This is a genomic window from Paenibacillus sp. JT31N17 (assembly GCF_056269255.1).
This window is the reverse complement of record NZ_JBWDNP010000001.1, coordinates 1,617,630-1,631,940: the sequence shown is the minus strand read 5'-3', so window position 1 is coordinate 1,631,940 and position 14,311 is coordinate 1,617,630. Positions and strand designations below refer to the sequence as shown.

Here is a 14,311-nt window from a genome sequence, read left to right as displayed (position 1 = left end):
GGTCTGGTGGCTTCATTTCACGGCAATAAAATCAATCCGAGCCGAATCGGCTTCGGACAGCTGAAATTTTATCTGTTTCTCGTTCCGCTCGGCTTCATCATGGTCCTGCCGATTGTCTTCATGTTCTCGCAAGCGCTGAAGCCGCTGGACGAGCTGTTCCTGTTCCCGCCGACGTTCCTCGTACACAAGCCGACCTTCGAGAATCTGCTCTCGCTGCTCAGCTTGAAGGATATGAGCGTCATTCCGGTGACCAAGTACTTATTCAACAGCGTCGTCGTTTCGGCGGTCGTGGTGATCTTATCGCTGCTGACCAGCGCGATGGCGGGGTATGCGCTGTCGAAGAAGAAATTCAGGATGCGCAAAGTCATCTTCGAAATCAATACAATCGCGCTCATGTTCGTGCCGGCGGCGGTGACGATCCCCCGCTACCTGATCATCGAGAAGCTCGGCCTGATCAATACGTACTGGGGCCATATGCTGCCCCTGATGGCGCTCCCGGTCGGCGTGTTTCTGGTCAAGCAGTTCGTGGACCAGATTCCGAACGAGCTGCTGGAAGCGGCGGAGATGGACGGGGCGAAGGACCGCTATATTTTCACGAGAATCGTCATGCCGCTCATCTCGCCCGCCATGGCGACCGTGGCGATTCTGGCGTTCCAAACGGTGTGGAACAACGCGGAGACGTCCAGCCTGTACATGAGCAAAGAGACGCTCAAGACGTTCGCGTTCTATATGACGACGCTCAGCACGACGGTCGGCAACAACGTGGCCGGCCAAGGGGTGGCTGCAGCTGCCGCGCTTATAATGTTCATTCCCAATTTGATCATCTTTATCTTCATGCAAAGCAAGGTCATGGATACGATGGCGCACTCGGGTCTGAAGTAAAGGAGGGGACGCACATGGTGAAATGGAAATCCGTTATTTACGCAATCGTCATCCTCTCCTTGCTGCTCGCCGCTGCGCCCGGCGTCGCCAGCGCCCGGTACGATGCCTTCACGTTTAAGCAGAACGGACAGCCAAGATTGACGCAAACCGCTTATGTGCCGATGGGCGCCATCGACGGTTACAGCATGTTCGGCGCGGAAGCGGCGGAGCGGGAAGACAAGCTGACGGTATCGCTCGATCAGCCGCAGGATTTATTCATCGATGCGAGCAATCATATTTTCATCGCGGATACCGGCAACAGCCGCGTGCTGGAGCTGGACGAACGCGGAAGCCTGGTCCGCATCATCGGAGCCGGCGAGCTGGATGAGCCGACGGGCATCTATGTCGACGGCGCCGGCAAGCTGTATGTGGCCGATCACGGGGCGGAGCAGATCTTTGTTTATGACAAGAGCGGCAAGAAAACAACGGCGATCGGCAAGCCGGAATCGCTGCTGTTCGGGAAGAGCAACACCTTCAAGCCGAGAAAAATCACCGTCGACCTGCGGGGTAATCTGTACATTGTCGGCGAGGGTCTCGTGCAAGGGCTTGCCCAGATGAGCGCGGACGGCAGCTTCCTGGGCTATTTCGGGGCGAATCGGGTGGGCTTCAGCCTCGAGCGCTCGCTTCAGAAAACGTTCTTCACGCGGAAGCAGCTGAGCCAGCTGTCGCAGAAGCTTCCGCCCTCGCCGAGCAACGTGGCCATCGGCGAGGACGGACTCGTCTTCACTGCGACGGTCGGGCTTGACGGCGGCAGCATTAAGAAGCTGAACGTGGCCGGCGATAATTTGCTCCGTTCGTCTTCTTATATGAGCGGGAATATCGCGGACGTAACGATCGACCGGATGGGCAATATTTACGCCGCGGACTCCGTGGAAGGCTTCATCTATGTCTACGACAAGGACGGCAGCCTGCTCTTCGGCTTCGGCGGCATGGATGCGGGCTACCAGAGCCTCGGGTATTTTACGTCCCCTTCGGGCATCGCAGTCAATAGCAACGGCTTGCTGTACGTACTGGACAAGGAGCGCGGCAACATTCAGATTTTCAAGCCTACGCCTTTCGCGACGCTCGTAGGCAAGGCGGTGTCGCTGTATTTGGACGGCAAATACGTCGAAAGCCTGGAGCCGTGGCGCGAGGTGCTGCGTCTGGACAGCCTGTTCGATTTGGCCCATCTGGGCATCGGGCTCGCCTATTACAAGCAAGGCCTTTTCGATCAGGCATTCGATGAGCTGAAATTCGCCAAGAACGCGGGGGAATACTCCAACACGTATTGGGAGTTGCGGCGGGAATGGCTGATGAAGCATGTTTCGACGGTGCTCCTTATTCTGGCGGGGCTGGTCGCCGCTTGGATGGTATTGAAGCGGCTCCATCGCAAATTTGGTCTCGGCGCGCCCGTCGTGGATGCGGTGCGAATACTGGGACGGGTTCGGATCGTCAGTCAGCTGCTTCACGTATTCCGCATGCTGCGGCATCCGATCGACGGCTTCGAGGAATTGACGAACGGGAAGGCATCCGTCCTGTCGGCGGCTATCCTGCTCGTGCTGCTCGCGGCGGTCCGGCTGTTCGAGGTCTTCCAGACGAGCTTTATCTTCGGCGGCGCCGATCCGCTGCAGGTGAGCATCGCATCCGAGCTGCTGAAGGTGTTCGTGCCGCTCCTTGCATGGATTGTATGCAATTATATGGTCAGCGTCATCAACGACGGCGAAGGGAAGTTCAAGGATGTTTTCAAAGGCTCCGTGTATGCGCTCAGTCCCTACCTGTTGTTCGGCGTACCCCTGGCCATCCTGTCCAAAGGACTGACCCTGATGGAGTCGGTCGTGTACGATTACTCCCGCATTATTATTCTGGCTTGGTGCGTATTGTTGTTCATCATCATGGTGAAGGAAATCCATGGCTACGAGTTCAGGGAATCGTTCAGGAACATTGCGATCACCCTGTCCGGCATGGTCATTATGGCGGTTATCGCCTTCATTTTCTTCGGATTATCGAGTCAGCTGTGGGATTTCGTGCGGAGCATAGCAGAAGAGGTGAAATACCGTGGCTAAACGAAAGCAAGCCGTTCGATTCGTCCTTGGCCTGGCGGCAGCCGTGCTCGCGGGCTCCATCGCGCACGTCTTTGGCGAGACGGCGGAGCCCGCGAATATCGTCTTGGACAGCGCGCTGAACCGGCAGGAGGAGCAAGCCTTTTACAAGTCCAACCGCTTTACGATGCCCGAGCCTGCGCAGACCGGCGTACCTCCGCGTCCTGTCGGTCAAGGGTACGAGCGCATCGGGGAAAACGGCAGTCTCGAGCTGTACATGAATAGGAGCACTTACGCCATCGAGGTCAAGAATAAGGAGACCGGTTATGTGTGGTCCTCCGTGCCCGACCCGCAGACGATGCAGCAGGAAGAGCTGAACGAGGATTGGATCAATGCCATGCAGTCGCCGTTCATGCTGGATTATTTCCAGGCGGACGACGCGACGGTCGCGACGAGCAACCTCCGCTCCCAGCAAGGCAAGGCGGTATTGGCCAAACCGGTCGAGGGCGGCATGGAAGTAACCTACGAGCTTCCCGATCTGGGGATCAGGCTGACGGTGCGGACGGCGCTGGACGAGACCGGTCTCGTCGTCACGCTGCCGAATGATTCGATCGTGGAGGAGGGCAGCGGCCGGCTGGCTACCATCCAGCTTTATCCGTTCCTCGGCGCCGTACGCCAAGCGGATGTGCCGGGTTATCTGTTCATCCCCGACGGCAGCGGGGCGCTGATCCGTTTCCGCGATCAGCAGTCGCGCTTCGACGAGCCGTATGTCGGGGAAATTTACGGCAGCGACGTGACCACGACAGGCTTCGACGCGTCTAACGCCGTTTCGTATCCCGTATTCGGCATCGTACACGGCGCAGGCCAAAATGCGCTGATGGGCGTCGTCGAGCAGGGGAAAGCCAATGCGGAAATCGTGGCTTATCCGAGCGGCGTCAATACGAATTATTACTGGGTATCGACGCGCTTCAAGGTGAGATCCGCGTATTTTCAACCGACCAGCCAGTCGATGGGCGGAATCAATACGTTCACAAAAGCAAAGACCGAAGGCGACAAGGCAACGCGGTATCTCTTCTTGAACGGCAGCCAGGCGGATTATATCGGCATGGCCGGGGCGTACCGCGCCTATTTGCAGCGCAGCGGCATGCTGGCGAAGAAGCCGGCGGAAACCGGCGAAGCCAGTGACATTCCCGTAGAGATCGATTTCCTTGGCGGCGACATCGAGCCTGGTCTCCTCGGCAAGCATGTGCTGAAGCTGACTTCCTTCGAAGAAGCCCAAGGCATTTTGGAAGATTTGCGCAAGCAGGGCGTCACCCGGGTGACGGCCGTGCTCAAGGGATGGAATGCCGGGGGCTTGAACGGCGCCCGTCCCGCCAAGCCGTCGTTTGCCGGCGAGCTGGGCGGCCGCTCCGGTTTCGAGGCGCTGCGCGATTACGCGAAGGAGCAGGGGATCACGCTCAGCCTGGAAACCGATTACACCGATTTGCTCAAAGGCAGTCCGCGGACCAATGTCCGTTCGGATGCCGCCCGGATGATTACCGACCGGCTGCTGGAGTATCCGTTCGTAAGCAAATTCGTGAGCAGCCTGTACAAGGATTTGAACGGCTATTTCCTTCGTCCGCAGTCCGCGCTCCGCTTGGCGAAGGACGACTTCGGCGCCTTCCGCGGGGACGGGCTGACGAACCTGACGCTGAACGGCACAGGTTATATGCTGTTCTCGGACTATAGCGGCAAGGAGGCGGTTACCCGCACCGATGCGATGCAAATGTACGGCACACTGCTGGAGGAAGCGAATAAGCAATCGCTGAACCTGGCGGTGAACCAGCCCAACGACTACATGCTGAAAGGGACGGCCTCGTACTTGGGCATAGCGATGGAATCGTCGCAGTTCATGTACACGACGGACACGGTTCCCTTTATCCAAATGACGCTTCATGGCGTCATGGATTATTATGCGAAGGATTCCAACCATCAAGCCGATCCGTCGGAGGACGTGCTCCGCATGATCGAATACGGCGCTTACCCGTCCTTCGTCATTACGAAGGAGCCGTCCTGGAAGCTGCAAAATACGCCGTCGAGCGACCAGTTCTCCACCGCCTATGCAGATTGGGCGCCGGAGATCAAACGCCAGTACGAGATGGCGAACGAGGCGCTGAAGCCGGTGCGGCACGCGTTCATGACGGGGCGCGAGGTGCCCGATTACGGGGTGGTCAAGGTAAGCTACTCCAACGGCGCCGCGATATGGGTGAACTATACCGGCGAGGATTACCGCAGCGGATCGGTTGACGTGAAAGCGCGCGATTTCGCCGTGACGGGAGGCGACCGGTCATGAAGAAGATGAAGATGCCCAAGGCAAGGCGCGAGGCGCTGATCGGGTATACGCTCGTGCTGCCGTGGATCGTCGGCTTCCTGCTCTTTATGGCGTATCCGCTCTATTTCTCGCTCTTCATGAGCTTTCACAAGGTCGCGGTAACGCCGGAAGGTATCAAAACGCAGTATTTGGGCTGGGGCAATTATAAGGAAGCGTTCCTGACGGACCCGGAATTCATTCAACAGCTGCTGCTGTTCGTCAAATCGACCGTGCTGATGATTCCGATCGTCATCGTCTTTTCCCTGTTCGTCGCGCTGCTGATCAATCAGCCGATCCGGGGACGGCAGCTGTTCCGCGCGATTTTCTTCCTTCCGGTCGTGATCACGAGCGGCGAAGTGGTGCAGGAGCTGTTCTCGCAGGGCGCGGCGACGATTCCTTTGATGGATCAATCCGGCGTCATCGATTATTTGCAAAACTCGCTTCCCCATGCATGGGGAGGCCCGCTGATCGACGTCATCAACAAGTTCATTCTGATCCTGTGGTACTCAGGCGTCCAAATTCTTATCTTCCTGGCGGCGCTCCAGAAGGTGAACCCGCAGGTCTACGAGGCGGCCGCCATCGACGGCGCCTCGCCGTGGGTAAGCTTCTGGAAGGTGACGCTGCCGGAGGTCAAGCCGTTCATTCTGGTCAATCTCATTTACACGACGGTGGATCTGTTCACGAATACGTTCGGGGACGTGATCAAGCTCATTCAAGACAAAATGTTTCAAGTGAACTCGGGCTTTGGCTATTCGAGCGCGATGGCCTGGATTTTCTTCGCGGTCATCCTTGCCGTGCTGCTGATCATCGCCTGGTTTTTCCGGAACCGCGACAACGCGGACAGAAGATAGGAGGAAGACAGATATGAGAGACGTGGCCTCAGAGCCGCAAGTGACGCAGAAAGCGGCGAGCCGGCGGACGGAGCTGCGCCGCTGGATCGATAAAGCGACCCATCTGCTGTGGGGCAGGCAGGGCAATGACGGACTGCTGCTCAAAACCATGGTGTACGCGCTGCTCGTCATCGTCGGGTTCGTATACGTATATCCGCTGCTGTTCATGGTTTCGCAGAGCTTCAAAAGCTTGCCGGATCTGCTCGATCCGACGGTCGGCTGGATCCCGCGGCAGCTGGAATGGAACAATTACGTCCAGGCATGGCATGTGCTTCACTATATGAAGGCGCTTGGGGTTTCGCTGCTGAATTCGGTTTTGCCGGCCATTGCCCAGACGATATCATGCGCTGTCGTGGGCTACGGCTTCGCCAAATATAAATTCCCGGGCAAGCCCGTGCTGTTCGCGCTGATGCTCATTACGTTCGTGGTGCCGAAGCAGGTCATCATGATCCCCATGTTCCTATTGTTCAAGGAATACCACATGCTTGAGACCCCGCTGCCGTTCATCGTCCCGGGGATCTTCGCCCAAGGGCTGCGCGGGGCGTTGTTCATTCTGATCTATGTGCAATTTTTCCGCACGATTCCGGTTGCGCTTGAGGAGGCAGCCGCGATCGACGGGGCAGGCGCGTTCAAAACCTTCATCCGCATCATTCTGCCCATTTCCGTGCCGGCGATCGTCGTGGTCTATCTGTTCTCCATGGTGTGGCACTGGAATGAAACGTACCTGGCTTCGCTGTACCTGGGCAATGCCATGACGACGCTGCCGCAGGAGCTGAAGACATTCAACGATGCGTTCAAGGCGATGTACACGGGCGGGGCGAAGGTGACGGACGTCAACGAAGCGATTCGAATGGCGGGCACGCTGCTCATCGTCCTGCCGCTTCTGGCGCTCTACTTGTTCGCGCAGAAGTATTTCACCCAAGTGGTCGACAAAACGGGATTAACCGGAGAGTAAGGCCGTGACCATCGGATAACCGTTTCGGCTGCGGCCGGGCCATTCATTTTCAGGAGGAGCGTGTTCGAGAATGATCGAAATCATCGATAAACAGATTCGCATAGACGGCAGGCCGCAAATGATCCTGTGCGGCGAGATTCATTATTACCGGCTGCGCCGCGAGGAATGGCAGGACCGCATCGACAAGCTGAAGCTGGCCGGCTGCAACGCGGTTGCGTCCTATGTGCCGTGGATGTGCCATGAAGAGACGGAGGGAGAAATCGACCTGCGAGGAACGAATCGCCCGGAGTATGATTTGGCGGGTTTTATCGATCTGTGCCGCGACAACGGGCTGTACTTCTTCCTGCGTCCCGGACCGTTCATTATGGCGGAGATGAAGAACGAGGGGCTTCCTTACTGGATTTACGACAAGTATCCGGAAATCGTGCCGCTCGGTTGGGACAACCGCCCTGCCACGACCAGGACGGTCGATTACCTGGCGCCGAACTACCTGAAGGAAGTGCGCCGTTGGTATCAAGCCGTAATGGAGATCGCCGCGCCAAGACAGCAGCCGAGCGGCGGGAACATCATAGCGATCCAGCTGGATAACGAAATCGGCATGCTGTCCTGGGTAAGCAACGGACCGGATTTGACGCCGCTTGTCATGGACGATTTTGCAGGCTGGCTGGCCAAGGCGTATTCGGCCGAAGCGCTCTCCGAACGCTATCCGTTCGACCTCTCGGATCCGGCTGCGCGCTCGGCGGCGCTTCGCTCGCCGGAGGAAGCGTACGCGCCGGCGCTGCATCTGGATTTGGGCCATTATATGCGCAGCCGCTTCTCGCGGTATGTGGATACGCTCCGCCAATATGCCGAAGAATTCGGCGCTTCCGGGGTTCCGTTCGTGGTGAATATTCACGGCACCGGGGGAGGACGCGGCTTTACGTTCCCGATCGGCATCAGCCAGCTGTACGAGTCTTACGAAGGCAAGCCGGGTTTTCTGTCCGGCTCCGATATCTACTTCGGCGACCTGGACATGAATACGTTCCAGGATCTGTACTTGATCAACGGGTTCATGGACGCGGTTCACGACGAGCACCAGCCGCTCACCTCGGTAGAGTTCAACTGCGGCGACGGCAATTTCGGCGAGCTGCTCGCCGCGCGCTACGACGTCTCGGCTGCGGATTTCAAAATGCGCATGTGCGTCGCCCAAGGAAACCGGCTCATCAACTATTACTTGTTCTGCGGCGGCCGCAACGGCAGGCTGGAGCATGGGCGCGGCGACGGCAACGACCGCGTCGCCTTCACGGGCGAGCGTCATGGATTCGCCGCACCCGTCGGGCCGGAAGGGCAGCTGAACTATACGTTTTCGCGGATGGCGCGCGGGATTCAGGCCATCATGGCTGTTGCCGATAAAGTCGCCGTCATGAACGAAGAGCGCGACGGGGTCGCATTTGCGTTTATTCCCGACTACTACATGACGGAATACCGGTATGCGGGCAGCCCGGCCATGAAGGCGTTGTACGACAATATCGAAGCAAACCGCGCGCACTGGGGATGGGAGACGATGGCCCGCGCCATGTTGATCGCCGGCTACCGGTTCGGCGCGGCCGATATCCAGAACAGGCCGCTTCGCGTTTCCGAGACGCCCGTGCTGGCGCTGCTTTCCGCCAGCTATATGGATGAAGCGCTGCAGCGCAAGCTGGGGGATTACCTTATGGAAGGCGGCAATGTGCTTCTGTACGGCGAAGTGCCGCAATACGACATGGAAGCTCGTCCGTGTACGATTCTGGCGGATTGTCTGGGCCTGCGCCTGCTTGAAGAGCATCGCGATTCATCCGGTTACTTTCCCTCCGTCGTGGCCGAAGGCTGGGCGTCCCCGCGTCCGGAAGTGCGCACGCATTTCGCGCAAACGTTCGAGGCCGTACGCGGGGCTGCGCCGTTCTTCCGCTTGTACGGCAGCGGGCAGCCCTGCGGCTTCGAATGCATGGTCGGCCGCGGGCGGGCTATCGTCATGACGGCGAGATATCGAACGGATATCGATCTGTTCCGCACCGCCCTCGAGCGGCTTGGGGCCAAAGCCGGCCTGACGCATGACTGCCCGCATCACGGCATCTTCATGACGTCGACGCGTTCGGCAGCCGGCGAGCGGTTTATTCATCTGTTAAATCTTGACGGCTTCGACAAGACGCTGCGTCTTTACGATGCCGGAGCGCCGCTGTTCGAAGGCCGCGAGCTGATGCTGGCCGGTAAGGACGGCGTCATGCTGCCGGTCGGCGTCGCTGCGGGCGGCGCGAACATCGCCGCGTCCACCGCGGAGATCATGGAGGTCGGGGAAGCGCAAATTGTATTCCGGCTCACGCAGGCGGAGGATTGGATCGATCTCGAGACAACGCGCGGTATCGTGCCGAGCGAGAATTACCGGATTGAGAGGCATGGCGGAGTACAGCGGATTATTTCTCATCAGCATGCAAAAATCGACGACCGGTTAATCGTGCGTTTCGGCGCCTAGTGATGGGAAGGGAGAGAACAAGATGGCCTTATCGGATGAGTCTTTGTTGGAGCTCGAGAGCAAGCGAAGCTTTCTGTTTTTCTGGGAGGAAGCGAATACGGACCCTGCAAGCCCGGGTTACGGACTGATCCGCGACCGGGCGCCGGGGCGTCCGGATATGGCGAGCATCGCCTCGGTCGGTTACGGCTTGACCGCGATCGCGATCGGTGCCGAACGGGGATGGGTGACGCGCGAGGAAGCATCCGAGCGCGCGCTTGGAACGCTCCATACCTGCTGGAAGAATGCCGAGCATCGGCACGGCTTCTTCTTCCACTTCCTGGATACGGATTCCGCGAAGCAATACCGCAATTGCGAAGTATCCGTCATCGACACGGCGATTTGCATTTGCGGCGCGCTCACGGCCGGCGAATATTTCGGCGGCGAAGTCAAGCGCCTGGCGCAGGCGATCTACGAACGGGTGGAGTGGAATTGGTATCGCAATCCGGAGACGGACCAGTTCTATATGGGCTACAGCGACGAGAAAGGCCAACATTTCGGGACGTGGGATCATTACGCGGAGCAATTCATGATGTATTTCCTCGGCGCCGCGTCTCCGACGCACCCGGTGCCTGCCCATATGTTCGACGATTTCGTGCGTTATGTCGGCTATTACGGCGGACACGGGCCGGTCATTCATAGTACGGGCGGCGCCTTGTTCGTGTACCAGTTCTCGCATGCCTGGTTCGATTTCCGCGGACGCAGGGACCGCTACGGCGTAGACTGGTTCGAGAATTCCGTGCAGGCATCGCTCGCGAACCGGCAGTTCTGTATCGATCATGCAGACCGTTCGAAGACGTTTGGTCCCGACGCGTGGGGGCTTACCGCCTGCGATGGCCCGCGCGGCTACAGCGGCGGTTACGGAGCCGATCCGAACACGACGAAGCGGGATTACGCGGACGGGACGATTCCGCCCTGCGGAGCTGCGGGCTCGATTGTCTTCACCCCGAAGGAGTCCATTGCGGCGCTTCGCAACTATTACGAGAACCATCCGCAGCTGTGGGGAAAATACGGCTTCAAGGATGCCTTTAACCTGGACGAGACGCCGGCTTGGTACGCGGAGGACGTCATCGGCATCGACAAAGGCATTACGCTGCTCATGATCGAGAATTACCGCTCCGGCTTCGTCTGGCGGCAGTTCATGAAAGCCGCTCCGGCACGAATCGGCATGGATATTTGCATGGGTGCAGACAATGACATGAACACAGATACAGACACAGATACAGACACAGATTCTATTGCTTAAACAGAGAGAAAAGAGGAGAAACGGGTGAGCACCATATCACAGACGACCGATACGAAGATTCACGTGGAAGAAGGCCTTTACCGGTTTACGTTTTTAAGCAGCGGCGATCTGTTCGAGGCCTCACACAACGGGCAAACGCTGATTAATCAATTGCAGGCAAATCCGATCGACGGCGCCTTGAATAATCTCTATTTGCGCCGGTTTACGGCGGATGGTATCGAAGCGGTCCCGCTGCTCGGCATCCGTTCGTCCAGCCGTCTGCGCCGGTCGGAGCGGGCGCTGATCTGGGAAGGCTCCGCATGGGGTATTTCCTACCAAGTCGCTTTTCAGCTGACGGAGATGGGCGTTTGGTTTTGGGAGGTTTCGCTTGGTGGCGCAAAGATCGAGCTCGATGTGATCTACGGCCAGGACATCGGTCTTGCCGACCGGGGAGCCGTGCGTTCCAATGAGGCTTACGTATCGCAATATATCGGGCATTCCGTCTTCAAGGATTCCGCCAAAGGTTATGTCATCTGCTCGCGCCAGAACCAGCCGCAGGGCGGAAGGTTTCCGTACATGCAGCAGGGTTCGCTGACCGGCGCGGCCGGCTATTCGACGGACGGCTTCCAATTCTTCGGCTTGTCCTACAAGGAAACCGATGTCCCTGACCGGTTGTCGCAGGCGTCGCTGGCGAACGAAATCTACCAGTACGAGTTTGCCTATGCGGCGCTGCAGTCCGAACGCATCCTGCTGGACGGCACCGCCCGGATCGTTTTCTATGGAATGCTGAGGGACGATCATCCTCATGCGGCTGAAACGCTTGAATTTGGCGAAGACGTGGCCGAGGCCTGGAGGCAGGTTGGTGAACGCCGGCTGGAGCCGGGCGATTATTTGGAGATGCCGGCACTCAAGGAAACGATCGGCAAGCCGCTTCGCGCACTCTCCATGACGCGCGGGGAAATCGAACGCCATTTTCCCGTGCGCTTGCAGGAGGAACGGGACGGCGAGACTCTGCTGTCGTTCTTCACTCCGACTTACGAGCATATCGTGCTGAAGGAGAAGGAGCTGCGGGTGGAGCGTCCGCACGGGCATATCCTGATGACCGGCGGCAACGACCGCTTGAACGACCAGGTCCTGACGACAACGGCTTACATGTACGGCATGTTCAACTCGCAGCTCGTCGTGGGCAATACGTCGTTTCATAAAATGATATCCAACGCCCGCAGCGCCTTGAACGTCTTGAAAGCATCCGGTCAACGGATTTATGTCGAGCTTGACGGAAGCTACCGGTTGCTCACGCTGCCTTCAATGTTCGAAATGGGCTTCAATTACGCGCGTTGGTCCTATAAGCTCGAAGATGATATCGTGACGATCACGTGCTTCACGGCCGTGGATGCGCCGGAGATCTGCCTGCAGGCAGCGTCGGAGAAAGGGATCGCGTACCGGTATTTGGTCACGAATCAAGTGATTATGAACGTGAACGAGTATGAACGGCCTTTCCGCTTGGGGCGTAGCGGGGACACCGTCACCTTCAGAGCCGCGGAAGGAACACTCAGTGCTTCGGCTTACCCGGACTTGCATTATTGCCTGCGCGTGACGGGCGCGGCTATGAACGTCGGCGACGAACGCATGCTTGCGGCCAACGTACGGACGGGCGATGCTTCGCTTGTAGTGCTGGAACTGTCCGCAAGCCCGTCCTGGAATCTAACTATTCAAGGCTCGCTGCACGGTCAGCCGCTGCCATTCGAAGACCGCTCGCTGGAAACGGAGAAGGAGCGGTACACGCGGTTTTTAAGCAAGGTCATGAACGAGTTTCGCCTGTCCATGGAGGAGGGCATTCCCGCCGAGCTGGACAAAATGAATGCGCTGGCATGGTGGTACACCCACAACATGCTCGTACACTTCTCCGCTCCGCATGGGCTTGAGCAGTACGGCGGGGCGGCTTGGGGAACACGCGACGTCTGCCAAGGGCCAGTCGAGTATTTTCTGGCGATGCACAACTACGGCACGGTCCGGGATATTCTGCTGAAAGTATATGCGCATCAATACGAGGATACGGGGAACTGGCCGCAGTGGTTCATGTTCGACCGCTACTTCAATATCCAAGCCGCCGAGAGCCATGGCGATATTGTCGTCTGGCCGCTTAAAGTGCTGGGCGATTACCTGCGGGCGACGAAGGATTTTGGAATTCTGGAGGAGCTTGTTCCGTTCATGAACCGACAGACCTTCGATTTCGCGGAAACGGGTTCCTCCGTGCTGCTGCATGTCCGCAAGGAAATTGAATACATCCGGGAACACTTCGTGCATGGCACGCATCTGTCCGCTTATGGAGACGGCGATTGGGACGACACCCTGCAGCCCGCGAACGCCCTGCTCAAACGATTCATGGTGAGCAGCTGGACGGTTGCGCTGACTTTTCAGACGATCAGGGGATTTGCGACGGCCGTCGAAGAGTACGATGCGGCGCTCTCCGAAGAGTTGAAGGAGCTGGCTGCCGGCATTCAAGCGGATTTCAACCGCTTCATGCTTGCGAAGGACGTCATTCCGGGCTTTCTCTATATGGAAGAGCCGGGCGCTGCCGAGTTGATGCTTCATCCGGAGGATACATCGACGGGCATCCGCTATCGCTTGCTTCCAATGACCCGGAGCATGATCGGCGAGCTGCTGACGAAGGAACAAGCGGAGGCGCACTATGCCATCATTAAAGAGAAGCTCTATTTCCCTGACGGCGTCAGGTTAATGGACAGGCCGGCACCCTATGCGGGCGGCGTCAGCACGCGCTTCAAGCGCGCGGAGCAGGCGGCCAACTTCGGCCGCGAAATCGGCTTGCAGTACGTCCATGCGCATATTCGCTTCGTTGAGGCGATGGCCAAGCTGGGTTACCGCGATGAGGCGTGGAAGGCGCTGCAGATGATCAACCCGGTCGGGCTGACGGATGAGGTGCCGAATGCCGAGCTTCGTCAGAGCAATGCCTATTTCAGCAGCTCCGACGGGAAGTTTAACGACCGCTACGCAGCCCAGGAGCGGTTCGAAGCGCTCAGAGACGGCCAAGCGCCGGTCAAGGGAGGCTGGCGGATCTATTCCAGCGGTCCCGGAATTTATATGAACCAGCTCATCTCGGGCTGCCTGGGCATCCGTCAGGAAGGCGGCGATTTGGTGGTGGATCCCGTGCTTCCCGCCGAGCTGTCCGGCTTGCGGTTTGCCTTCCGGTTCATGGACCGGCCGGTCGAGTTTGTCTACCGCCTTGCAGGCGGCGAGGGCAATCGGGTCGCGGTGAACGGCGCGGATGTACCGGTTCGGGAAACGCATAATCGCTATCGGCCGGGCGGAATGCGCATTGGCCGGGAGCTTCTGGCTGCCGCTCTGACATCCGAACGTAACGTAATCGAGATCTTTATTTAAGGGAAGAGGGGCGTACGAAGCAGAAC

General features: G+C 58.3%; 8 protein-coding genes. All 8 read left to right on the top strand.

Going from position 1 to position 14,311, the window contains the following annotated elements:
- The first annotated feature begins 6 nt into the window (after nt 1–6).
- The 8 genes from AC0YOB_RS06830 to AC0YOB_RS06795 all read left to right on the top strand — a co-directional run bounded on the left by AC0YOB_RS06830 (nt 7) and on the right by AC0YOB_RS06795 (nt 14,285).
- Nucleotides 7–882 carry a carbohydrate ABC transporter permease gene (locus AC0YOB_RS06830; RefSeq protein ID WP_475792125.1) on the top strand — a complete coding sequence of 292 codons (876 nt, stop codon included), beginning with the start codon at nt 7–9 and terminating at the stop codon, nt 880–882.
- A 14-nt stretch (nt 883–896) separates the two neighbouring features.
- On the top strand, nt 897–2,963 hold the full coding sequence (locus AC0YOB_RS06825) for a YIP1 family protein (RefSeq protein ID WP_475792124.1): 2,067 nt from the start codon (nt 897–899) through the stop codon (nt 2,961–2,963).
- Complete coding sequence (locus AC0YOB_RS06820) at nt 2,956–5,271, top strand: DUF5696 domain-containing protein (protein WP_475792123.1); 2,316 nt, start codon at nt 2,956–2,958, stop codon at nt 5,269–5,271. Before AC0YOB_RS06825 ends, AC0YOB_RS06820 begins: the two co-directional genes overlap by 8 nt.
- Entirely contained in the window at nt 5,268–6,140 is an 873-nt protein-coding gene (locus AC0YOB_RS06815) for a carbohydrate ABC transporter permease (RefSeq protein ID WP_475792122.1), read from the top strand. Before AC0YOB_RS06820 ends, AC0YOB_RS06815 begins: the two co-directional genes overlap by 4 nt.
- A gap of 13 nt (nt 6,141–6,153) precedes the next feature.
- Nucleotides 6,154–7,134, top strand: coding sequence for a carbohydrate ABC transporter permease (locus AC0YOB_RS06810; protein ID WP_475792121.1), 981 nt, complete (start codon nt 6,154–6,156; stop codon nt 7,132–7,134).
- Between the two features lie 70 nt (nt 7,135–7,204).
- The gene (locus AC0YOB_RS06805; protein WP_475792120.1) at nt 7,205–9,622 is read left to right on the top strand and encodes a beta-galactosidase; all 2,418 of its coding nucleotides are present in this window, start codon (nt 7,205–7,207) and stop codon (nt 9,620–9,622) included.
- 22 nt (nt 9,623–9,644) lie between these two features.
- The gene (locus AC0YOB_RS06800; RefSeq protein ID WP_475792119.1) at nt 9,645–10,904 is read left to right on the top strand and encodes a glucoamylase family protein; all 1,260 of its coding nucleotides are present in this window, start codon (nt 9,645–9,647) and stop codon (nt 10,902–10,904) included.
- Between the two features lie 33 nt (nt 10,905–10,937).
- Complete coding sequence (locus AC0YOB_RS06795; protein WP_475792331.1) at nt 10,938–14,285, top strand: GH36-type glycosyl hydrolase domain-containing protein; 3,348 nt, start codon at nt 10,938–10,940, stop codon at nt 14,283–14,285.
- Nucleotides 14,286–14,311: the final 26 nt, after the last annotated feature.

Coding starts and splice junctions, on each gene's coding strand:
- AC0YOB_RS06815 (WP_475792122.1), top strand. CDS start 5,268: ATGAAGAAGATGAAGATGCCCAAGGCAAGGCGCGAGGCGCTGATCGGG.
- AC0YOB_RS06810 (WP_475792121.1), top strand. CDS start 6,154: ATGAGAGACGTGGCCTCAGAGCCGCAAGTGACGCAGAAAGCGGCGAGC.
- AC0YOB_RS06805 (WP_475792120.1), top strand. CDS start 7,205: ATGATCGAAATCATCGATAAACAGATTCGCATAGACGGCAGGCCGCAA.
- AC0YOB_RS06825 (WP_475792124.1), top strand. CDS start 897: ATGGTGAAATGGAAATCCGTTATTTACGCAATCGTCATCCTCTCCTTG.
- AC0YOB_RS06800 (WP_475792119.1), top strand. CDS start 9,645: ATGGCCTTATCGGATGAGTCTTTGTTGGAGCTCGAGAGCAAGCGAAGC.